Annotated in this window: 27 protein-coding genes; 16 read left to right on the top strand and 11 right to left on the bottom strand. The window is 37.4% G+C overall.

Annotated features, from left to right (window positions below):
• Window positions 1-52 precede the first annotated feature (52 nt).
• The 3 genes from MUB24_RS12120 (at window position 53) to MUB24_RS12110 (ending at window position 2,638) form a co-directional block, all read left to right on the top strand.
• Window positions 53-1,051 (top strand): metal ABC transporter substrate-binding protein, encoded by a 999-nt coding sequence (locus MUB24_RS12120; protein ID WP_244704385.1) that lies wholly within the window; start codon window positions 53-55, stop codon window positions 1,049-1,051.
• Window positions 1,052-1,139: 88 nt separating this feature from the next.
• Window positions 1,140-1,871 carry a metal ABC transporter ATP-binding protein gene (locus tag MUB24_RS12115; protein WP_244704383.1) on the top strand — a complete coding sequence of 244 codons (732 nt, stop codon included), beginning with the start codon at window positions 1,140-1,142 and terminating at the stop codon, window positions 1,869-1,871.
• Complete coding sequence (locus MUB24_RS12110; RefSeq protein ID WP_244704381.1) at window positions 1,793-2,638, top strand: iron chelate uptake ABC transporter family permease subunit; 846 nt, start codon at window positions 1,793-1,795, stop codon at window positions 2,636-2,638. Before MUB24_RS12115 ends, MUB24_RS12110 begins: the two co-directional genes overlap by 79 nt.
• 143 nt (window positions 2,639-2,781) lie before the next feature.
• Here MUB24_RS12110 and MUB24_RS12105 read toward each other — a convergent pair whose 3' ends face one another.
• The 5 genes from MUB24_RS12105 to MUB24_RS12085 all read right to left on the bottom strand — a co-directional run bounded on the left by MUB24_RS12105 (window position 2,782) and on the right by MUB24_RS12085 (window position 5,722).
• Window positions 2,782-2,922: a hypothetical protein gene (locus MUB24_RS12105; RefSeq protein ID WP_244704379.1), complete on the bottom strand. Its 141-nt coding sequence runs from the start codon at window positions 2,920-2,922 to the stop codon at window positions 2,782-2,784.
• Window positions 2,923-3,397: 475 nt separating this feature from the next.
• Window positions 3,398-4,012 carry a DUF2306 domain-containing protein gene (locus MUB24_RS12100; protein ID WP_244704377.1) on the bottom strand — a complete coding sequence of 205 codons (615 nt, stop codon included), beginning with the start codon at window positions 4,010-4,012 and terminating at the stop codon, window positions 3,398-3,400.
• A gap of 21 nt (window positions 4,013-4,033) precedes the next feature.
• Window positions 4,034-4,468 (bottom strand): hypothetical protein, encoded by a 435-nt coding sequence (locus MUB24_RS12095; protein ID WP_244704375.1) that lies wholly within the window; start codon window positions 4,466-4,468, stop codon window positions 4,034-4,036.
• Between the two features lie 16 nt (window positions 4,469-4,484).
• Window positions 4,485-5,489 carry a DJ-1/PfpI family protein gene (locus tag MUB24_RS12090; protein ID WP_244704373.1) on the bottom strand — a complete coding sequence of 335 codons (1,005 nt, stop codon included), beginning with the start codon at window positions 5,487-5,489 and terminating at the stop codon, window positions 4,485-4,487.
• Window positions 5,490-5,569: 80 nt separating this feature from the next.
• Window positions 5,570-5,722, bottom strand: coding sequence for a hypothetical protein (locus MUB24_RS12085; RefSeq protein ID WP_244704372.1), 153 nt, complete (start codon window positions 5,720-5,722; stop codon window positions 5,570-5,572).
• A gap of 265 nt (window positions 5,723-5,987) precedes the next feature.
• Here MUB24_RS12085 and MUB24_RS12080 point away from each other — a divergent pair, with 265 nt between their 5' ends.
• The 7 genes from MUB24_RS12080 to MUB24_RS12050 all read left to right on the top strand — a co-directional run bounded on the left by MUB24_RS12080 (window position 5,988) and on the right by MUB24_RS12050 (window position 12,123).
• The gene (locus tag MUB24_RS12080; protein WP_244704370.1) at window positions 5,988-6,674 is read left to right on the top strand and encodes a response regulator transcription factor; all 687 of its coding nucleotides are present in this window, start codon (window positions 5,988-5,990) and stop codon (window positions 6,672-6,674) included.
• 1 nt (window position 6,675) lies between these two features.
• Window positions 6,676-8,010, top strand: coding sequence for a sensor histidine kinase (locus MUB24_RS12075; protein WP_244704368.1), 1,335 nt, complete (start codon window positions 6,676-6,678; stop codon window positions 8,008-8,010).
• A gap of 277 nt (window positions 8,011-8,287) precedes the next feature.
• A complete protein-coding gene (locus MUB24_RS12070; protein WP_244704366.1) occupies window positions 8,288-8,590 on the top strand; it encodes a DUF3219 family protein in 303 nt (100 codons plus the stop codon).
• Window positions 8,590-9,582, top strand: a complete 993-nt coding sequence (locus MUB24_RS12065) for an LLM class flavin-dependent oxidoreductase (protein WP_244704364.1) — start codon at window positions 8,590-8,592, stop codon at window positions 9,580-9,582. The genes MUB24_RS12070 and MUB24_RS12065 overlap by 1 nt, the downstream gene beginning before the upstream one ends.
• A 564-nt stretch (window positions 9,583-10,146) precedes the next feature.
• Window positions 10,147-10,278 (top strand): sporulation histidine kinase inhibitor Sda, encoded by a 132-nt coding sequence (sda, locus tag MUB24_RS12060; protein WP_280516974.1) that lies wholly within the window; start codon window positions 10,147-10,149, stop codon window positions 10,276-10,278.
• A 159-nt stretch (window positions 10,279-10,437) separates the two neighbouring features.
• Window positions 10,438-11,544 (top strand): N-acetylmuramoyl-L-alanine amidase family protein, encoded by a 1,107-nt coding sequence (locus MUB24_RS12055; protein ID WP_244704361.1) that lies wholly within the window; start codon window positions 10,438-10,440, stop codon window positions 11,542-11,544.
• 201 nt (window positions 11,545-11,745) lie between these two features.
• On the top strand, window positions 11,746-12,123 hold the full coding sequence (locus MUB24_RS12050) for a MerR family transcriptional regulator (protein ID WP_244704359.1): 378 nt from the start codon (window positions 11,746-11,748) through the stop codon (window positions 12,121-12,123).
• 57 nt (window positions 12,124-12,180) lie between these two features.
• On the opposite strand, the gene MUB24_RS12045 is transcribed toward MUB24_RS12050, so the two are convergent.
• Entirely contained in the window at window positions 12,181-12,609 is a 429-nt protein-coding gene (locus MUB24_RS12045; RefSeq protein WP_244704357.1) for an ester cyclase, read from the bottom strand.
• Between the two features lie 84 nt (window positions 12,610-12,693).
• Entirely contained in the window at window positions 12,694-13,527 is an 834-nt protein-coding gene (locus tag MUB24_RS12040) for a MurR/RpiR family transcriptional regulator (RefSeq protein ID WP_244704355.1), read from the bottom strand.
• Window positions 13,528-13,718: 191 nt separating this feature from the next.
• Between MUB24_RS12040 and MUB24_RS12035 the strand changes: the two genes are divergently transcribed.
• Genes MUB24_RS12035 through MUB24_RS12015 form a run of 5 tightly spaced genes read left to right on the top strand, consistent with a single transcriptional unit; the run spans window position 13,719 to window position 17,426 of the window.
• Window positions 13,719-14,201, top strand: a complete 483-nt coding sequence (locus MUB24_RS12035; RefSeq protein ID WP_244704353.1) for a PTS sugar transporter subunit IIB — start codon at window positions 13,719-13,721, stop codon at window positions 14,199-14,201.
• A gap of 13 nt (window positions 14,202-14,214) precedes the next feature.
• The gene (locus MUB24_RS12030) at window positions 14,215-14,970 is read left to right on the top strand and encodes a PTS mannose/fructose/sorbose/N-acetylgalactosamine transporter subunit IIC (RefSeq protein WP_244704351.1); all 756 of its coding nucleotides are present in this window, start codon (window positions 14,215-14,217) and stop codon (window positions 14,968-14,970) included.
• Window positions 14,970-15,800, top strand: a complete 831-nt coding sequence (locus tag MUB24_RS12025; protein ID WP_244704349.1) for a PTS system mannose/fructose/sorbose family transporter subunit IID — start codon at window positions 14,970-14,972, stop codon at window positions 15,798-15,800. Before MUB24_RS12030 ends, MUB24_RS12025 begins: the two co-directional genes overlap by 1 nt.
• A gap of 21 nt (window positions 15,801-15,821) precedes the next feature.
• Entirely contained in the window at window positions 15,822-17,021 is a 1,200-nt protein-coding gene (locus MUB24_RS12020; protein WP_244704347.1) for a M20 family metallopeptidase, read from the top strand.
• 15 nt (window positions 17,022-17,036) lie between these two features.
• On the top strand, window positions 17,037-17,426 hold the full coding sequence (locus tag MUB24_RS12015) for a PTS sugar transporter subunit IIA (RefSeq protein WP_244704344.1): 390 nt from the start codon (window positions 17,037-17,039) through the stop codon (window positions 17,424-17,426).
• 202 nt (window positions 17,427-17,628) lie between these two features.
• Here MUB24_RS12015 and MUB24_RS12010 read toward each other — a convergent pair whose 3' ends face one another.
• Complete coding sequence (locus MUB24_RS12010; protein ID WP_280516973.1) at window positions 17,629-18,318, bottom strand: nucleotidyltransferase domain-containing protein; 690 nt, start codon at window positions 18,316-18,318, stop codon at window positions 17,629-17,631.
• Window positions 18,319-18,600: 282 nt separating this feature from the next.
• Between MUB24_RS12010 and MUB24_RS12005 the strand changes: the two genes are divergently transcribed.
• Entirely contained in the window at window positions 18,601-19,764 is a 1,164-nt protein-coding gene (locus MUB24_RS12005) for a DUF4317 domain-containing protein (protein ID WP_244704341.1), read from the top strand.
• 197 nt (window positions 19,765-19,961) lie between these two features.
• Here MUB24_RS12005 and MUB24_RS12000 read toward each other — a convergent pair whose 3' ends face one another.
• From MUB24_RS12000 to MUB24_RS11990, 3 genes are all read right to left on the bottom strand, one after another.
• On the bottom strand, window positions 19,962-20,369 hold the full coding sequence (locus MUB24_RS12000) for a HEPN domain-containing protein (protein ID WP_244704339.1): 408 nt from the start codon (window positions 20,367-20,369) through the stop codon (window positions 19,962-19,964).
• On the bottom strand, window positions 20,359-20,706 hold the full coding sequence (locus MUB24_RS11995; protein ID WP_244704338.1) for a nucleotidyltransferase family protein: 348 nt from the start codon (window positions 20,704-20,706) through the stop codon (window positions 20,359-20,361). Before MUB24_RS11995 ends, MUB24_RS12000 begins: the two co-directional genes overlap by 11 nt.
• Before the next feature lie 267 nt (window positions 20,707-20,973).
• Window positions 20,974-21,858: a fructose bisphosphate aldolase gene (locus tag MUB24_RS11990; protein WP_244704336.1), complete on the bottom strand. Its 885-nt coding sequence runs from the start codon at window positions 21,856-21,858 to the stop codon at window positions 20,974-20,976.
• Between the last annotated feature and the right edge of the window lie 87 nt (window positions 21,859-21,945).

Genomic DNA, 21,945 nt, shown 5'->3' with positions numbered 1-21,945 from the left:
CTTATTGTAATTATTACGGTTTAAAATTATATTGAAATGGGGAAAAACGAATATGAAACATGTAAAGTTCATCATTCCACTTCTGCTGGTTTTCATTTTAGTCATTGCAGGCTGTAGCAATTCGACAAGCCAGCCACAAGACAAAACGAAACAAAGTGATCCATCAGACTCAAAGAAGTTACACATTGTAACAACTTTTTATCCAATGTATGAATTTACGAAGAACATTGTCAAGGAACAAGCCCAAGTTGATCTCTTAATTCCATCTACGATTGAACCACATGATTGGGATCCTTCACCAAAAGATGTGGCAAATATTCAAAAGGCCGATTTGTTTGTATACAATAGCCCTTCGATGGAAACATGGGTGCCTTCCGTAGAAAATAGTATGGGTGACAAACACCCTCAAATGGTGGTAGCCAGTGAGGGCATTGATTTAATGGAGGGAGAAGCGCATCACCACGGTGATCATGAACACGGAGACGACCATGCTCACGAGGCAGATCATGAACACGACCACGACCATGGTACTTTAGACCCGCATGTTTGGCTTAGTCCGGTACTGGCTCAGAAAGAAGTAGAGAACATTACAAAAGCGATTATTGACAAAGATCCAAAGAACGAAGACGTATATAAGAAAAATAGCGAGAAGTATATTGAACAATTAAAGAAGCTTGATCAGCAATACCGTACAACGCTTAAGGATGTTCCAAGGAAAGAACTGATCACACAGCACGCTGCATTCGGATATTTAGCGAAAGAATATGGACTGGAACAAGTTCCGATTGCAGGATTATCACCGGAGCAGGAACCAAGCGCTGCGAAGCTTTCTGAACTAAAAAAATTCGCAAAAGAACATAATGTGAACGTGATTTTCTTTGAAGAATTGGCTTCTCCTAAAGTTGCAGAAACGCTGGCAAACGAAATTGGAGCTAAAACCGAAATCCTGCACACACTGGAAGGCTTAAGTAAAGAAGACCAGGAAAAAGGGCTTGATTATATAACGGTAATGGAAGATAACCTTAATATTCTTAGGGAAGCATTACAATAGTAATAAATAAAGGAGAAATATAGGTGTGCACATGTAGCATTAAAAGCACGCCTTTTTCTCATGTATGTTTAAAAGGGAGGAGTTCGTGATGAATCTTATTACAATGGAAAACATTGTGTTTGGCTATTCACATGTTCCGGTTATTAACGATGTTTCACTTGACATAAGAAGCGGTGAATTTGTCGGGATAACGGGGCAGAACGGCGCAGCAAAATCGACTTTGCTGCGAATCATGCTTGGATTGTTAAAGCCTTGGCATGGAAAAATTATGATTAGTAAAAAAAATGATAAAGGGCGGCGCTTGAAAGTTGCTTATGTTCCTCAGCAGATCGCTTCGTTTAATGTTGGTTTTCCAAGTACGGTACTGGAGCTTGTTAAATCAGGTAGATTTCAGAAAGGAAAATGGTTTAAACGATTAAAACGAACAGATGAAGCTTTGGTGAGAAACGCCCTGGAAATGGTCGGAATGTGGGAGTATCGTCATCATAAAATTGGTTCGTTATCAGGGGGACAAAAACAAAAAATATGTATTGCACGTGCTTATGTCTCTGAACCAGATGTGTTTGTATTAGATGAGCCTACAACCGGAATGGATGTTGAGAGCCGTATGGAGTTTTATCAGTTTATGCACCTCCAGATAAAAGCGCATGATAGAACTGTCATTATGGTGACACATGATCTGGATGAGGTACAGGACTATTTGGATAAACATATTCGTTTGGAAAGGGGGGAAGACGGCGAATGGAAATGTTTGATCTCGGCTTCATGCAACGAGCATTCTGGGTTGGTGGATTCATCGGAGTTATTGCTCCAATCTTAGGTGTTTTTCTTGTCTTACGAAGGCAGGCATTAATGGCAGATACATTGTCGCATATTTCTTTGGCTGGAGTAGCAATCGGTTTTTTCTTTCATACAGAAATCATCGTCTCCAGTATTATCGTCGTCATCATTGGTGCAATTGGCATTGAATATATGAGAAGGGCATACCGAACCTATTCAGAAGTGTCGATTGCCATTTTAATGGCGGCTGGTTTATCACTTGCTTTATTTCTAATAAGTTTAAGCGAAGGCGGTATGACAACAACGATGGATCAATATTTGTTTGGATCGCTTGTAACGATTAGCCAGGAACAAGTGTATATCATTTCACTCATAACCGTCTTTATTTTACTGTATTTCTTTATCTTAAGAAGGCCTTTATATTTATTAACGTTTGATGAAGATACAGCCTATACAAGCGGAATAAATACACATCTTTTATCACTTTCTTTCAGCATAGTAGCTGGGCTGGCGATTTCAATCATTATCCCGACCGTTGGCGCCCTATTAGTTTCGGCCCTTTTGGTATTGCCTGCTGCATTAGCGATTAGAATTGCTAAAGGATTCATCATGGTACTTACTACGGCCGTAATTGTTTCGTTAATTGGTATTTTTACCGGCCTTATCTCTTCCTATCAATTAGGAACCCCTCCTGGGCCAACCATCACACTATTTCTTGTCGTTCTCTTGCTAATTGCTTTTCTTATTCAGAAAGGGATTTTGATGGTGATGCAACATCGCATACGAAGAAATTTATATACCAAATGATGTGCGACTGGATTAAAATCATATGTTTGGATAAGTGCTTCACCAGATTCAGTTAAAGCACCTTCAAGGATTCTAATACATCGGGATCATCCATCACTTCTTTGATGGTTACATATTCCCGTTTGCAGCGTCTGATCAATCGATCAGAAATTGCATTGGACTGCTGCTGCGACTTTTTTTGAATGTTTTCCTTTACTAGTGAAAAAACCAAGTGGGTCTACGTACTGCGTATTTAAATAACTCATCGCAACACGTTTATCCGCTTCATTTTCTGCTATTTTCACTCCATATCCCCGCCTTTTAATCAGGGTTAGATGAAAGTCGACTACAGATGTTAAGATGGGGGAATCCGGTGAAATGTTCTTCCAAATGATTCGTTAATTGAATCTTTTCGAATATTCAAGGAGGGGGAAAATCCCTCCATAAGGCAGCATGCTCCAAAGTTGGTTCAGTGGTAATTCTTCCAATACAATCGTATTATATGTGTTATAATTATGAACCAGAAGGTGCTCCTTTTCTTTGGATTTTTCACCGTTCAAATCCTATTCTACCAAAGTTCAGGGCACTTTTTTATAAGGTAAGAAAGTATAAAAATTGGCTAATGTTTGGATCTAGCTCCAGCGCCTAGCCCCTCGAGGTCAAATAACCTGAGACAATAAAAGTCAAAACCGGACTTTTCTTGTCTCAGAACATTTGCTTGTCGGGGCTGACCAAGGCGCTTGCGCTTTTCTTATCTCGGTTTATACCATCCTTTCCTTCTTATAAGAATGCTTTTTTTCTTATGATTATTTCTGCAATAAAAAGATTAAGAATCCAACATAACCAGACTGCTATTGTATAGGCATTTGCATAGGAAAAATTCATTCCGTGGTGAGTAATGGCTACAATGATATAAATAGTCATATTCGCAAAGGAAAGAAAGAAACTTCGAATGATCCATTGACTGTGTAGGATGACTTTCTTCCTTTTAATATACCAATAACCTAGGATCGTGGTTCCAAGCCATAAGGTATTTAAAATGAGAAATCCCAATGTACTTGGCCATCCCCCTGTTGCGAAGAAAGAGACATAGATTCCGGGAATGAAATTTAAAATGATAGACAAGACATATAGTCGGCCATTCCAACGGTGAAATTTGATTGATTTCACACGAACTCTTTTTATCACGCCTAAAGGGCCAGTGAGAAGTGAAATAATAGCTAGCAAAATATGAATACGAATCATTATAATCCATAGGGATGTATCAGTCAGTACTAGCCCCTTTCTAAAAATAAATTTTTCAAAAGTAGGATCGACCACAAAATTCTTAGAAAATGTATGAAATACCCACAGGATAGGGATGATTAAAATGGCTATTTGAATAAATTTTTTCATTCGTCCTTCCTCCGTGTTTGCTTAGGAAAATAGACGGCGATTCGTCATAATAAAGACAGCAGCAATGATGAATAAAAAGGTGATCCAGCTATATAATCTTAACTTTGGCATATTTTCTAATACTTCCTTCTCGGGGTACTTGGAAACAATAATCCGTTTTAGGTTTGTATGGTTCATTCCTATCGAGCCACCCATGAGGACAACTAACACGATGGCCATTCCTATCCATAAGACGGAAGGATAGGATGAATAGGCAAAGATCATCCAACCTCCTGAAATTGACAAGAGCACTAATGCATAATGACCTGCTCGCATAAAGCTTGAAATTGTTTGAAGGACTGTCTTTAATTCGTTACCCGTACGAGAAGAAATGGTATTTATTATAAAAGGCAAGGAAATGAAACTTCCTAAAACGAATGAACTGACAACATGAAGAAATACAAGGAATGAATACATAGTGACAAATCCCCTTCTAAGAAATACGGTGTCCAATTAATTTAGATGAGGGAAGCATACCAGCCCTTGCTTCGCCATACATTTGGTTTCCATCGATGGAAACGATAAATTTTAAAGTAAGACGCATAGGCTTAGTCACTTTCATCGACCACTTTAACTGATTCCCTTCAAGTATAGGATTGTCTAGGGGGACAACCTCTTCTCCTTGCAAGGCAGTTCCTACTATTTGTCCATTTTTGATAGATAAATTAATTAATGCGGAAAGTTTCCCGATCGGAGTAGATATTGCCGTATCCCATTTCCCTTGAAAATTCCTTATTTCATTCGATTGTATCGTGATATGTTGTTTTGTCGCTTTCAATGGATTTTCTTGTTTGCTTTCTTTAGGTGTCATCCCTTCAGCCTTCCAAACCGTTCCTCTTCGTTCGTACTCAAATAATTGCTCAACTGCATGTGCTATTTGGGGACCTAACTCTCGTTCAACTATGTAAAGGGCCACATCTAGTCCCGATGTAACACCCCCTCCAGTGATGAGATTGCCATCATCGACAACACGTGCATTGACTGGAATCGCGTCTGTGGTGCTTAAAAGATCCATTCCCATATGATGTGTCACGACGTGCCGTCTTTCTAACAGACCACTCATTGCTAATAGGAGAGAGCCACCACAAACGGTGGCTAGCAAAATATCTGGCTTCTTCATGGCTTCATTTAGGAAATGGCTAAGTTCTGTTTCAGTTGCTTGTTGTAATTTAACCGGTATCGAATCTGGTCCTTTATCATGAACTGAACCTGACGCTCCAGGAATAAGAATGATTCCTTTGCTGTTTAAATCAAGTTTATCACTTGCTTGAAATTGTAATTGATTGACTCCACTTGTCACCAAACGCTCGCCTTCAGCAGATACAAGTTCAACGGTTACTTCCTCCTCTGAGTACATCGCAGCAGCCGTAAATACTTCATAGGGAGCAATTGCGTCTAATAAATCAAATCCATCAAATAATACAATTTGTATATGCATAAATATTTCCTCCATGTCAAAATCAGAATGATCGAACCAACTAGTCCGTTCTTTTGAAAAACTAATAGTTACTGTAAGTGTTATTTTGTGTCGGATTCTCTTTTTTTCTGATAATTATCAGCCTTATATCGTTGCCTAATTTCAACTATTCGAATGGCTACAAAACTAAATAGTGTGAGACAAAACAAAGCACCGAATGGAAAGAATGAGAAACTGTGACCTTCAAACCCCATTTGCAAACCCTCCTTCAAATTAGATTGAGTGTAAAGCGATTGTTCGCATTCCCGTGGTAGTGGATATTTGCTGTTCGTTCCACATACAAAGAATAATTAATCAGTGTCTCAAACAAAGATAAAAAAGTGTCTCAAAGTCATCACAATCTGTCATAAAACGCATGACTAAACTTGTTCCTTGTTGAAAAAATGATAAACTAAACATTGATTTCGATTGAAGAAAGGGTATGTTTAAGAAAAGGCATCACAGGAAAGGTGAATATTCGTGAAGGAATCACAAACCATACTTGTTGTCGACGATGACAAAAGCATTGTAGAACTATTGAGAGATTTCTTAGAAAGTGACGGTTTTTATGTAAAAACCGCTTATGACACAAATCAAGCCTTAACAGTACTTGAGCAAGTTACCATTCATTGCATCGTCCTTGACATCATGATGCCTGGACAAAACGGTTTTGAGTTATGTCGACAGATTCGGGAAGAAAGCAACATACCTATCCTTTTCCTAAGTGCTCGTAGCGATGATGTAGACAAAATTCGTGGCCTGGCACTTGGAGGAGATGACTATATCGTTAAAACGGCTTCACCTGGTGAGATCGTTGCCAGAGTGAAGGCAGTATTACGACGCTCAAGTTTGCAGAAAGAGTTCAAAGAAAGAGTTTTGGATTATGGAAGGCTGAAGTTGAACTTGCCTACAAGAGAGGTGTTTGTAGAAGGGGAGAACATCATGCTTACACCGAAAGAGTATGAATTGCTGCAATTGTTTGCCGAGCATCCAAAGTTTGTTTTTTCGTATGAACAATTGCTTGAAAAGTTTTGGGATGGCATTGGCGATAAACACACTGTACGAGTTCTTGTAAGTCGGCTTCGTGAGAAAATTGAGTTAGACCCTAATCAACCCGAGTATATCGTCAATGTATGGGGAATAGGCTATCGATTCAAAGGAGAATGAAATGAGAACTATTCGAATTCGTACGTTCACCATACTTAGCCTAGTTTTAATGCTCTTGCTGCCATGGCTATTTTTTGTCACAGCGCATATCATTGAAACAAAAACACTTCGTTTCGATATGAGTGAAAGGCAAAAACAGGATTTGGCTAATACAAGATCCTTTATAGAAAAAAATTCGGAGCACTGGACCGATCCAGTTTGGCAAAAGCAATTAAGAGGGCGATTACAAGTAACAAATATGGGGGTAGAGATTTTATCGGAATCAAATCAGCAGATTTTTACATACATTCCTAAACATGGCTCTTCTATTTCAACGGAACAATTTTCGATCATTCATGGGGAAAATGTACTTGGAAGAGTAGTGATCTACCCGCAAAATTCAAGACTGGTTCCAATGTTGGCAACTTTTGCTGGACTATTCGTGGCTTTATTTATGATTGGATACGAAATGAGGGGATTCATTCTTAAACCTCTCGAAAAACTGAGCAGTGGTGTTCGAAAAATTGCAGAGGGTGATTTAGAGGTCTCACTTCCTGTGTCCCGGATTACAGAAATTACAGAAGTAAGTGATGGATTTAAAGTGATGGTCGATGGACTTCGGGAATCCATGAAAAAACAAGTGAAATTGGAAGAGGAACGCCGATTTGTTATTGCGGCTGTTGCTCATGATTTACGAACACCGTTATTTGCTCTACGAGGTTATTTGGACGGTCTAGAACAAGGCATTGCTGATTCGCCTGAAAAACAGGAAAAGTACCTGCAGGTTTGTAAGGAAAAGTCTGCGCAATTGGACAGACTTGTAGAGGACCTTTTCACCTTTACCAAGACGGAATTTTTGGAAATGGAACTCAAAGAAAATACGGTTGACCTTTCATTTGTTTTACAGAAGTCGATTGACAGTGTTCATCCACTAGCCCATCAAAAACACATATCGATCATCGTGAATCAATTCGATAAAGATTGTATGGTTATCGGTGATGCGCATTTATTGGAGCGAGCCATGAACAATTTATTGGATAATGCGGTCAGACATACACCTCGTCACGGAGAGATTTTTGTAGAATGCTATAAGAACGGGAATAATGTTTCCTTTACTTTTACAGATACAGGCGAGGGTTTCTCTTCAGAGGAGCTTCAGCATGTTTTTGAACCATTATACCGGGGTGAATCATCAAGAAATCGATCAACTGGGGGAGTCGGGCTCGGATTGACTATTTCAAAGAGAATCATTACGCAACACGGAGGTGACCTTGTCGCAGGTAACTATTCAGACGGTGGTGCACTCCTAAGAGGTTGGATACCCTTGGCAAACAGCTCTCTCTGTTCTCATACTTGAAAGCCTTATTAGAGTTTTTTGCTTAACGTGTTTCCAAAAGAAGTCTCCCTACACTTGCTCCTTGGAAGTTTATCAATTTATCAGCAAAAGGCGATTCAACTCCATTTTCACAATAGCAATTCGGATCATTCATTTAAAAACCATAAATCGAAAAAGTAACAAAACATTGGGAAGTTTGTTAGAATTTTTCATATGCACTATTAACGTTCATTCCCTGTGTACTAGGTCTCTTAATAGTCATGCACGTTATCCACTTTTTTGAAAGGGGTCGAGTTCTTTGGTCTCGAATATAATCCTAAATAATACAGTCATTTCTGTATATCATTATAAAGAAAATCGGCAGGATGATTTTTTAAACATTGTGATTGATTTTAAAGTGACGAGTGAGAATTATCATGATATTGCAACATTGTTATATGAAGGGGTTTTTGATGTAAAAGTTCCCGAAAAAGGGCTAACCTTCAGAGGAGCGATTCAGGAATATTATACTTCGATGACCAATTTATATAAAAAAGGAGAAGTTGGCGATTATCATGTAAGCTTACTTGAAGTCAAAAATGAAGAGAAGAGGATGTCTTGATGAGAATCAGTATATTAGACCAGTCTCCGATCTCATCCAATCAATCTGCAAAGGATGCTTTGTATGAATCGATGAATTTAGCCCAGGCAGGGGAGAAATTCGGTTATACACGATATTGGATTGCCGAACACCATGATCTCCCTGGGCTTGCTTGTCCTGCACCTGAAGTGATGTTAGGTTTCATTGGAGCTCATACTAGCAAGATTCGTATTGGTTCTGGTGCGACATTATTGCCCCATTATAAACCTTATAAAGTAGCAGAAACGTTCAACTTACTGGCTACCTTATTTCCGAATCGGATGGATATCGGGATTGGCCGTGCACCAGGTGGATCAGCCGAGGCCTCGAATGCTTTATCCGATAACTTTTTGCAGAAAGTCTATCAAATGCCAAATTTGCTCGAAGATTTACTTCATTTTCTCCATCATGATTTTCCTAAGGATCATGAGTTTTCAAAAGTGACAGCCTCACCTGTGCCACCCGTACCACCAGAGACGTGGCTACTTGGAACGAGTCAAAAAAGTGCGGCCCTTGCTGCAAAAAATGGCTTGGCCTATGCATTCGGTCAATTTATGAGTGAGGAAAATGGCGCCGAGATCATCCAACAATATGTGGATGCATTTGAGCCGAAGAAGAACGGCCAATTACCACAAGTCCTGCTAACCGTTTCGGCGATTTGTGCAGAAACAACCGAAGAGGCAGAGGAAATAGCCATGAGTTCGCTTATTTGGCAACTGCAAATAGAAAAAGGAATGGGACAATTGATCCCATCCATTGAGGAAGCAAAAAAATACGAATTATCGGACCAGGAAAAAGAAAAACTGAAAATCATGAAGCAAAATATGATTATCGGAAATCCGAAAGAGGTTGGTGAAGCACTTCATCAGTTACACACAACATATAAAACAGATGAAATGATGATAGTAACGATCACTCACTCCCCTAAAGATCGAATGAACTCCTATCGATTAATAGCAGAAGAACTTCTTTGAAAAAAGTTTTTGGTTTTTTATAAATAAGTTCTGTATCAAGTATGTGTATCTGTTTCTTACAATTAAACCATATTCCAAAGGATATTTTTGTGTTTTGACTAGTTTTTTTGGGTTGTGCCTTAGCCATCTCCTATTAAAATATAGATTAGTACAGAATGGCTTCCATACGAAAATCCGAAAATCCAAGAGCTTATACCTTGAATACTATTCATCTATGTAACAAAATTAAAAAAACACTTGCCTTCAAGTTAACTTGAAGGTTTATACTGTATTAGGAGGTAATAAAATTTGATATGCTTTAGGGAAGATAGTCATTATCGCAGAGGAGGCAAAAATTTGAGCGCTTTATTCAGTAAGATTTATGTTGACGCAGGTGCTAAAGTTGTAGTACATTACCACAGTACTTCCTCAAAAATAAGTCGGATGTTTCTAAAGGTGGAGAAGCAACGCTAACAAAACCTGAGAATTATTAGATTATGCAGTAGACCAACATAGAAATATAGTATTGCTGGTATTACAGACTCATTATTGAATATAAAAGGTTGTGTATTAAAAATAAAAAGAATGTCTAATGATCTATTAATTAAATCATATGTTGCTGCAAAAAATTTGAAATTAGACCCTGAATTTATTAAACAATTAGAGGACGAAATAAAGAGACGTTCTATAACAGTAAAAATTCAAGAGAGTTTATAGGGCTACTTTCAAAAGGCAATATATTATTGCTTGCTTTATATTCTATAAATTTCATATAATATACATCTATCCATAGAAGACTAATATGTATCACGTCGATCTCAATTTGTAAAAACGTTAACAAAAGAAATGATTGAACTATCGAAGGAGGGACTATGCATGAACCTAAGACCACACGCACTCCTAACCTTTTTTATTAGCACCTTTTTTTTATTCCATTTTATTCCGTCTGCTCATGCTAAGGGTCACAGTCAAGTATACATAGTCGGAACTACGTCATTAAATATTCGATCCGCTCCTTCAAACAGTGCGACTATCATTGGTCAGTTGTCGGAAGGTGATCGTGTTGTCGCTTTTCAAGAATCTTTTGGCTGGGTGCAGACCTATTATGATGGACAAGTTGCATGGGTGGCTTCGCATTTTTTACTTCCAGCTGGCAGCACACCAAAATCAAAATTAGCTTCTAATCAGACAAGCGTTACGGTTACTACAAATGAAGTACGAATTCGTACCGGTCCAGGAACTGCATACAATATCATCGGATCTGCCTCCCGTGGTGACAGATTTGATTTAATTGAAACATCAAACGATTGGCATAAAATATCCTTAGCGGATGGTTCTACAGGATGGATTGCGGCTTGGTTGACGAATACGAATACTGAATCACAGCCTGCAGAAAATAGTTATAGCAACCCATTTGAAGGAGTCACAGAGGATTCATTGGAAGGATATAACATCGTCATTGACCCGGGGCATGGTGGGAAAGATCCGGGTTCAATAGGAATAGGCGGAAATTTCGAAAAAAGGCTAACGCTGATGACTGCTAATAAAGTAGCTCATGACCTACGTGAAGCCGGTGCAACGGTTATTATAACGAGAGAGGACGATTACTTTATTTCACTTAAAGAGCGGGTTCGGATTAGTAATTCGTATCATACTCATGCATTTATTAGTATACATTACAATGCCTCTCCTAGATCATCTGCTCAAGGTTTAGAGACTTATTATTATCATCCAACTAGCCGTAATTTAGCAGAGAGCATACAAAATTCGATTGTCAAAAATACTCAACTTCAAAATAGAGGGATTCAACAATCTAATTACTATGTTTTACGCGAAAATAGTGATAAAGCAGTTCTTGTGGAATTAGGTTTTATTACCAATCCATATGATTTCTCAATCATTCAGACAGAGGAATACCAAAAGGAAGTGGCGGAAGGAATTACTTCTGGATTGAAAAATTATTTTGAAAGCAATGAACAATAAATTGTCTTAGCATCAATAAAAGCCAGAGCCCAATAAGAAAACATTTGGGCTCTGTTTGGTATGACCGGGTTTACCTTAGTCCAAATTGTTGCTTGAATATTCTTAATTTGTGGTTTAAGATGACTATTTAAGGTTCAGTTTCACTTTAATTAGTAAACTCTGGCCTTGCTAACTATATTTTGATTTAGGGAGGGTATTTTGTTGTTAACAATAAAAAGGGCTGCAGAAAGAGTATCTGTATCCCCATCTACTATTCGTTATTATGATGATGAAGGTCTTTTGCCATTTGTTGAACGTAATCAAAACGGTTATCGAATGTTCAAAGAGGAGGATCTATTTTGGCTTGAAATGATAGGTTGTATGCGAGCAACCGGTATGTCGATTGAAACATTAAGGCATGTGGCTCAACTTCATATGGAAGGACCAAGCACTTTGGAAGAAAGAGTTCGCATTTTTAAAGATCATCAAACAAAATTAAAAATGCAAAAAAAGAACATTGATGATGCATTAGATAAATTAGAAACAAAAATGAATATATTAGAATCTTACCGTACATCTATGATAAACTCTCAGGATTAAACACTGAGAGTTTATCATTTATTTTATTTCAAACACCGAAAACTTACCCAAAATAATTCATAACAGATCCAATTGCTCTATTAGCTGTGCCCGATCCCAAGAAAACCAGTAATTTTTTATTTTTCCGTTTTTAATAAGAAAAAGGTCCATACCCTTGAGTCTTATTTTCTCCCCAGCTTTTACTTTGGCTTCTGCTATCCCTCCTTTATAAACACCTGTGAAATTCCAACGCGCTAATACATATGGACCATTTATGATAGGCTCCATTTCCGCCGACAAATTTACATCATTAAAAAAAGTATAACAATCCTTAATGACCTCTTTTAATGCTTCGCCGCCATATAGATCACCTAAAGATTTTCCATCCATTCTTCTTACATAATGAACGGTACAATCAGCAGCTGTTATGTTATCAATTAAGGAAATATCTTCATTCCAGGCTTGAAGCCATAATGCATAAATTTGTTTTTTATTATAAACAACCAATACACTTCTCCCCTAAAGCTTTATCCTGAACTTCTATTATTTGATTCCCTAATTTAAAGCAACAATAATTAACTTTTCCCCTGATTATTTAGTAGAGTAAATAGCTTCTTGCAGTTTTTCCAAATAGGGAATCGATGAATCCCCTTCTGCAATCATCACTAATGTAAATAAAATATCCACTAATAACATTTGAGCTAATCGTCTTGTATAAATGCCTGCATCCTTATATTTTAATTCTTCAGTTGTTGAAATAAATGTATAAGTTGCGACCTTAGCAAGAGAAGTATTTGTGAAACTTGTGATCGCAATAATGGGGACTTTGTTTTTTTGTAAAATATCTGTTATTCGTATAATATCTGGGTTTTCACCGCTATGAGACACAATAAAGGCACAAGCATTGTCTGTTAATTTACCGGCTCGTAATAACTGCATATGATACTCTAAATTAAACTCGACATTAAGGGGCGTACGCAAAAATTTATGATAGGCGTCTAATGCAATGGGGGTAGAACCACCTAAAGCAAAAAAAACAGTTTTTTCACTAGAATTTAGTAACTCTACGGCACCTTTTAATTGCTCTAAGTCAATAAATTTAGACGTATTCCTTAGTGAATGGATGTTACTTTCAATCACTTTTTTTGTGATAGAAAGGTAATCGTCATCTTCATCGATACCTTCAAAAAGAAAACCTTTCAGACTATTTGCAAGTAAAACAGTTAATTCTTTAAAACCAGATAAGCCAATCTTCTTTGCAAATAGAAATACGGTTGATTCCACAACCCCACAAGCTGCTGCAATTTCTGAAATGCTTTTATTTTTAGCTTTTTCACTATGCTTGAGCAAATAATCGGCAATTTTTTTTTCTTTTTTAGTCATGGACGGATAGCTTGTTTGAATTAAGCTCTTTAAATCAGTCATCATCTTACACTCCTTTAAATAAAAATATTTCAATAAAAATATTTACAATACGAAAAAGTTTGATATAATAAAAACATTATTGATTTCGTCGATAAAAAATAAAATTATTTTCTTAATTAATTATACCATATTAATTTTTTAAGAGAAGGTGAAATCGTTATCAATAATATTATAACTTGGAGGGGACAAAAATGGGTGAAATTGGATTAATAAGAGTTGATAGTCGGTTATTGTATGGACAAGTGGTGACAAGGTGGATCGGACAGGTAAATGCTAAAGAAGTGATTATTATAGATGATGCTTTGGCAAATGATGAATTTATGATTGAAGTTTTTAAAATGGCAGCCCCAAGTGGCGTGGAATTATTTGTAAAAACAATTGATGCTGCAAAAGATTTTTTAGCAGAACGTGACCTAAAAACATCGATTATTCTTTTCAAAAATATTCCTTCTTTATTAGAAGCAATTAATAAGGGATACCCTTTTTCAGACATCCAGATAGGTGGTATTGGTGGAGGTCCAGATAGAATAGTGGTTTTTAAGAATATTACATTAACAAAAGCGGAATACCAAGAATTGTTAGAACTCGAAAAGAAAGGTGTTCACGTCTTTTTGCAAACAGTACCAGAAGAACGAGAAGTAAAACTAGCAGATATTGCAAAAAAAATGAATTAAGGAGGTATCACGAATGACCATTCTCCAAGCCATTATTTTAGGGGTTTTGTTCTGTTTTTGCCGAATGGGTATCCTTTATTCATGGCCCAAAAACATTCCTTTATTCGGTGCTTTACTTATCGGGATTGTTTTAGGTGATATACCGCAAGCGATGATTGTTGGAGCAGCTATTCAAGCTATATATATGGGGGTTATTCAACCAGGTGGAAATATTCCGACTGACCAGGTTTTAGCAACCTTTGTCGCCGTACCTATTGCCATTGAATCTAATTTAGATCCAGCGGTTGCTGTCACGCTAGCAGTTCCAGTCGGGCTATTAGGTGTTTTAATTGATTATGTTCGTCGTACAGTGAATGCCGCATGGGTTCATATGGCAGATACTTCTGCCGAAAAAGCCGATGCAGGTGGTGTGATGCGAGCCCATATGTTGTACCCAACGCTTTCTTTGATTCTTATCTATATCATTCCAGTGGCCATTGCGATTTATTTAGGACCGAATGCTGTTGAAAGTTTCATGGATTATATTCCAAAATGGATTATGGACGGTCTAAAGGTAGCCGGTAGTTTGCTACCAGCATTAGGTTTTGCCATCACCATTTCCGTTATTGGAAAACGAGGTCTTATTCCTTACTTCATTTTTGGTTTCTTCTTTTTCCAATATGTTTCTGATATAAATATGATTGCACTTGCACTATTCGGAATGTTCTTAGCATTCTTGCATATTACATTTACGAAAAATAAAGCAAATGGGGAAGAAGGTGCTATTTGATGGAAAAGGAAACAGTAAAGACAGAGCGGTTGTTATCTAAAATAGACATTCTTAAATCATGGATGCTTTGGGTGGGGACTTGTGAATTATCCAACTCTTTTGAACGTCTTCAAAGTCTTTCATTTGCTTCGTGCCTAGCCCCTATTTTGAAAAAACTTTATAAAGATGATGCAAAGTTAAGCGAAGCATTAAAACGCCATCTGACTTTTTTCAATACAGAGGGGATATGGGGGAGTTTGATTCACGGGATCGTGATTGCCATGGAGGAAGAAAAGGCAAAAGGTGAAGAAGTTAGTGATGAAATGATTACTGGACTTAAAACAGGTTTCATGGGTCCGCTTGCTGGGATTGGTGATACTGTAGACTGGGGGACAATACGTCCAATCGTGATCGGTTTGTTTTTACCACTTGCCTCAGCAGGTAGTTGGATTGCAGGCCTTGGCCCGTTTGTTGTCGTAAGTTTAATTTCAACAACGATTAGTTATTATTTGTGGCATATGGGTTATCGAATTGGTCGTAAAAGTATTTTACAAGTTTTAAAAGATGGTAGAATCAATCAGTTTATTACAGCAGCTAGTGTACTTGGGATGTTTATGATGGGTGTTCTTTCATCGCAATATGTCAAATTATCACTCAAACCCTCGATAATGGTGAATGGAGAAAAAACAACGATTCAATCTTATATTGATCAGATTTTGCCAGGGTTACTACCGATTATTGCTGTATTTGTTATTTACTATTTAATTAAAAAACGTAAAGTGAAATATACAATGATTTTACTCGGGGTCCTAGTTTTTTCCTTAGTTGGAGCTTTAATTGGTTTATTCTAGTTTGACTTGGAGGTAGATAGGATGAAGGAAGAAATTAAAAACTCAATTATTACAGAAATTGATGATAAAAAGGCATCATTAATTGAAGTGAGTGAGTATATTCATGCAAATCCCGAGCTTTGTTACGAAGAATTTAAGGCTGTAGAGAGAATTACAGGTTATTTAGAGAGTTTAAATATTCCGGTAGAGCGCAATTTCTGTGATTTAGAAACTTCTTTTAAGACGACACATTCTGTGGGGGATCGTGATATTCATTTCGCTATTTTAGCAGAATATGATGCACTTCCTAAGATTGGACATGCGTGTGGGCATAATATTATTGCTACGGCAGCAATAGGAGCATTTCTCGGATGTATCAAAGCAATGCAAAAGTTCGATATTCAAGGAAAAGTCTCACTTATTGGCACACCGGCTGAAGAAGGCGGTGGAGGTAAGATTAAATTGATTGAAAGAGGGGCCTTCCGTGATATCGATGCAGCTACAATGGTTCACCCAAGCTCAGGAACAACAAGAATAGCCGGAAGATGTACGGCCACGCACAGTTTTGAAATTGAGTATTTCGGGAAGCCAGCACATGCAGCGAGCCAGCCATTCAAGGGTATAAATGCGTTGGATGCGGCGAATCTCTTCTTTACATCAGTCGGCTTATTGCGTCAGCAAGTTACTTCTGATGTACGTTTATCAGGGTTTATTGTTGAAGGTGGTACGGCAACAAATATGATTCCTGATTATACAAAAATCAAATATAGCGTAAGATGTCTTGAAGAAGCGGAGTTACCCGACTTGGTACAAAAAGTGAAGAATTGTATTGAAGCAAGCGCTATGGCTACAGGCTGTGAAGTAAAGGTAGTGGAAGAAAAAGGTTATGCTGCTAGAACGTATAGCGAGGTGCTTGGTAATGTTTGCAGGGAGGCCTTGGAGTCGCTAGGTGAAACAGTACTACCAGATTTCCCTGATGACTTTGGTTCAACAGATTTTGGGAATGTCAGCCAAATGATTCCAACAACCAATCCTTATTTCAGTTTAAGTAAGACTAGAGTCTCTCTTCATACACCGGAATATGAAAAATTAGCCATTTCTGAGATTAGTCATACAGCCATTGAACGTGCAGCAAAAGCTATGAGTATGACGGTGATTGAAACACTGCTCAATCCAGAAATCTTGGAAAGAGCAAAAGCAGAGAAAAATGCAGCAGTTGATATTAATACTAGACCACGCTAGGAAAGAGGGATGCGAGTGTTTGGAATTTTACTAGGGAGTCATGGTCATTTTGCGGAAGAGGCTTTAAAAAGTGCAGAAATGATTATTGGGGAACAAAAAAATGTAGCCAGTTTTTCTCTTGAAGAAAATATGGATTTGGAAATGACCATTACAAAAGCGCAGGAAGCATATGCGTCACTAGATGCAACAGATGGCGTTATTATTTTAACAGATATAGTTGGTGGGACGCCTTCGAATGTAGCAAATGTTATTCAAAAGAAGAATGAGAACACTTATGTGTTATCAGGCTTTAACCTGCCTATTCTGCTGCAAATTTTTTTGAATCGTGAACAAGTGGCGGATCAAGTAGTAAAACAAGTTAAAGAAATGTTTCCAACAACGCTAGCCGATTTATCCATGAACTAGTGGATGAAAACAAGTGAAATAGGCTTAGTTGAGTTGGTAAAAATTCGGTTTATCTTCGTTTTATTTCTAAATAAGATCAGCTGCTAAGAAAAGTATTGAAAGTCCAGATATTTGAATGCAATGAAAAAACCGGGATGAACATCAAATTTTCATCCCGGTTTTATAAAATGTACTTTAATAGATCATATATTCTTAGTTATTGTTATGCCTTCCATGGTTCCTTCATCCATCCACCGACAGGGTCAAGAACATAGGAGCAAATATTCTCCAATCTTTCTTTTGAGCCAAGTGATTCAAGACAGTTTTCAAGCAGGTTTGCCATTTTAACATCGTGAACTCTTAATTCCTCTAATTGATATTTTGATTTAACTGCCCACCATTGGCGAATGGTAAATTGTGCTTCGACACACTTTTGAAGAATTTCAAACGATAGCCATAGTCGTTCCTGATTTTCTACTTCGTCACAAAAATCCTCCCATAAATCTGTTATTCGAACGCGGATTTTTCGAATGTCTTCAGTAGAAGGAGGATTAGGTCCCTGCTGGTAGGAACTCAAGGCTAATGTTTGTAAGTCGCGCCATTTTTTCGTATCTCCCATTAAGCATTTCCCCGTAGCAAGCATGATGGTAATAGTGGCAATATTGGTACTCTCTCGCTCTAACTCTGTCACGACTTGTCTATACCAAGACCAAGGTGCGATCATAAGTTGGAATTCCTTATCATGATAAAGATGACTCTCACGCTGGAAATGCGAAAAGTCACCTATATAGCATAAATCAACATCACTATGAGCCGCAGCCCGCCCTAATGCATACGAACCACAAAGAACAACTGTCTCCACATTACCTCGAGTACATAAATCTTTTTGTAAAAAAACGTTAATCAAATTCATTATGTTAGAGTCATTTTGTACCAATTCGCTCACTTTCCTTCCTTAAAAAGATAGATTAGTAGCGTTTAAACATCTGCAAACCATGTATAGAGTTTCTTATTTCTGTTTCATTTTGTCATCCTCTTCATAGGTATATTTGGTTACCTATAAGAATTAGATAGTTATTTCCAAAAACCTTTAATTCTATTTTAAATCCTAGTTTAACAATAATGATATAATAATAGAGTGTTGTAAGAGAAATATTGTTGAATAGAGCAAAACAGCTAGGGAGTTGGACTTCAAATGAATAAAAAGGATATAGCTAATATACGTAAACAATTCAAACTGGATAATGATTTATTAAAAGTGAATGATATTTTTAATGTTTACATAAGAAAAGAAAGTAGCGAGATTTATCATCAAGAAAGTCATCCATTTCCGATGTTGGAGCGGGAGCAACAGGAGTTGTTTATGGCTAATTTTAAAAAGGTACTTAGCGGGAAAGTGGATGAAAAGTTATTTGAGGTAAGATTCCAAGAGCAAGCGGAAGATCATACACAAGTCATTCTCTATGAGGCACTTGATATGGATGATGGGGAATGGGAAGAGCAGATGCTGAAGATTGTGGAAAAGATCTTTAAGGATGTTGAGTATGAAAAGGACATGGTTGTGTCTTTTATTCGCGGGGAGTATTTTAAACCGACGAAAAGGAATAATGATGAAGCGGAAATAAGTGATCGGGATGAGGTCTATTTACATCCTTTTATTCTTTGCAGTATGAATCAAACGGATCAACCGAAAAGATCGCTTGTTTTTGACTATATTGAAAAAGAGTTTAAGGCAAGTGTGGCCGTTGATTCTATTATCAATTTAAAATCACCAGTGGCAGGATTTTTATTCCCAAGCTTTACCGAAAACTCGGCGGATGTGAACCATATTCTTTATTCAGCTGGGAAGAAACTTGATTATCATTTTATTGAAAATGTCCTAAATGGTGAAGACATCATGACCGCAGAGGATGATAAGGCTGTTTTTGAGGAAATTGTGAAAGAGGTTGTGGGAGATGAAGTCGATACCTATACGCTTTCCAATGTGTATGAAGAAATTAATCGAATCATTGATGAAGAGGAGGAGGAAGAGACACCCAAGCTGGATTACAAAGACGTGGAACGCGTCTTAAAGGTGAGTGGCGTAGAAGACGTTAATACGGATAAGGTAGAAATGGCGTTTCAAAAAGTGATTGATGACGAGAAATATGAGATGAAAGCAAGCAGTATTGTTCCGAATTACACATCGAAGTCGATTAAAATCCAAACAAAGGTGGCCAACATCTCCATTAGCCCACAAGATATAAAATATGTCAAACAAGTGAATTATAACGGCAAACGTTGCCTATTAATTGAGGTCGATGAAGATACCGTGATTGATGGCTTTAAAATCGTACCGGAAGCGTCGTTGAGTTATTGAGAAGTAAGGCCAATGGGAAAAGGGTGATAGCAGCTTGAAAATGGATCACCATGAACACTTCATGAGCCGCAACCGAACGAAGAATCTCGAAAAACAGGGTCATGACAACTAAAATAAGCTGCCTAAAATTAATACTACGTAAGCTTAATAAAAAAAGGCGAGGGGTCAAAAGATGATCCTATCGCCTAAGAAAAGAATTATTTGCTTTTAGTAAGCTCTTCATTTACTAATTCAATGAGGAATTGATTGAACCTTTTCGTAGTCTTAAGTAAAGAAGAAGTTAATTCTTGGTCGAAAATGAAATCATAATTATAATCTGCTTTAGCCCTATAATCCATTAACTTATTATAAGGTACAGCAATTTCTTTTGGAACGATCCCCGTTCTAACCAAATCCTTATTAAGAAAGGACCTTGCTTGAGTATGTTTATGAAAAGTAAGATTCTTTACAAGTGAATAAGCGGTTAATACTTGAAAAGAAGAATAATACAAATTGCTTACACAGCTGTCAAATCTTTTCTTGATAAAATCATCCTGAGCTGATGCGAATTTTTGCTCAGCCTTCATTAGCATGATTTTTGCCGATTTATGATTGTTAGATAGCAATCGGAACTCCCTCCCTATCGACGTTCATCTTAAGGTAAGGATTGATATTTTCTCCATTTAACCAGGATTGGAGATTAATGATGAGACAACTAATCGCTACTCCGTAATCTACATTAATAAATGAACAAATGTCAAAAAACTTATCCTGTTCTTGAGGGGTCAATTTGTCTTTAGTAAGGATTAATAAATCTACATCAGAGTGTTCGGAATAATCACCTCTTGATTTAGAGCCAAAGAGTATAACCTTTTCAATTAGGTATTTATCTTTTGTTGCTGAAATCAATTCCTTAATGGCCATAAATTCATCTTCATCTAAGTGATTTTTGAATTCATTCATTGGAGATATTCCCCCATTCATAAATATATCCTAGTACTCTTTAAGAAAGATTAATATCTGTATATTCTATAAAGAAAGGCTTGATCATTTTATTTATTTTTTTAAGTATGCTTATTTTCAACTCTATTATCCAAAGTTTGGTTTTGAAAAATCGATTTCATGAATTCAGCCAATTCGAACACCTATTGTAAAATTCTCGTTTTTGAATAAGTCAGAATAATCCCTTCTTTTAGGCCTGTCCCCTGCTGACAGGGGTCAGGCCCCGCTTTAAATAGAAGCTTCGTAAATAGATTGAACGGCTTTTTCAAGAGCGGCGTTAAATTCTTCATCCGTTTGATCGTGATTCAAATCTTGACTAAGGGCTCTAGAGAAGCTGGCGATCAGGCCATCATTTTCTTTTAGCTTTTGATTCGCCACATCCGTAGAGTAACCACCGGAAAGCGCGACGACACGAACCACCTGTGGATGGTCAATTAGTTCTTTGTACAAGTTTGTTTTTGTGGGAATCGTTACTTTTAACATCACGTTCTCATTTTCGCTTAGGTTGTTGAGGTGGCGCAAAATTTCTGCTTTTAGTAATTCCTCGCATTTTTCCTTTTCCGGGCTATGAATATCCACTTCTGGTTCTATAATCGGAACTAAACCCGCAGCGATAATTTGTTTACCGATTTCGAATTGCTGCTCGACGACAGCTTTTATTCCTTCCAAGTTGGCCTCTTTAATAACCGAGCGCATTTTCGTACCAAAAATATGACGTTCGTTTGCACGTTTTAACGTTTCATCCAAATCGGTGATCGGCTTCATGAGTTGCACACCATTTGCTTCTTCCGCAAGGCCTTTATCTACTTTTAGAAAAGGAACAATGCCTTTCTTTTCAGCCAAATAATCGGCGGTATACATCCCTTCAATTTTACTATCCATTGTTTGTTCAAAAAGAATTGCACCTAAAATATATTTCGAATCAAAAGCAGGTGAGGTAATAATGCGTGTCCGCATTTTGTGTACCAATTCGAACATTTCAGCTTCGTTTGAAAACGCATCTTCTGAGATCCCATAAGCTGCTAGTGCCTTAGGAGTACTACCCCCACTTTGGTCTAGCGCTGCGATAAAACCTTTCCCATTTTTGATTTTCTCAAACTGACTTTGGTTCATCATAACCACTCCTTTTTCTTTCTAGTGTAGTCCTTTACCTCAGAATTTACTCTCCTAACCCAATTCTAGCATTGTTAGAAAAATAGT

This window comes from Lederbergia sp. NSJ-179, assembly GCF_022867885.1.
In the GTDB taxonomy this organism is placed as follows: Bacteria; Bacillota; Bacilli; order Bacillales; family Bacillaceae_C; genus Lederbergia.
Note: the sequence above shows the minus strand (reverse complement) of the source record. Positions and strands in the feature narration are given on the sequence as shown.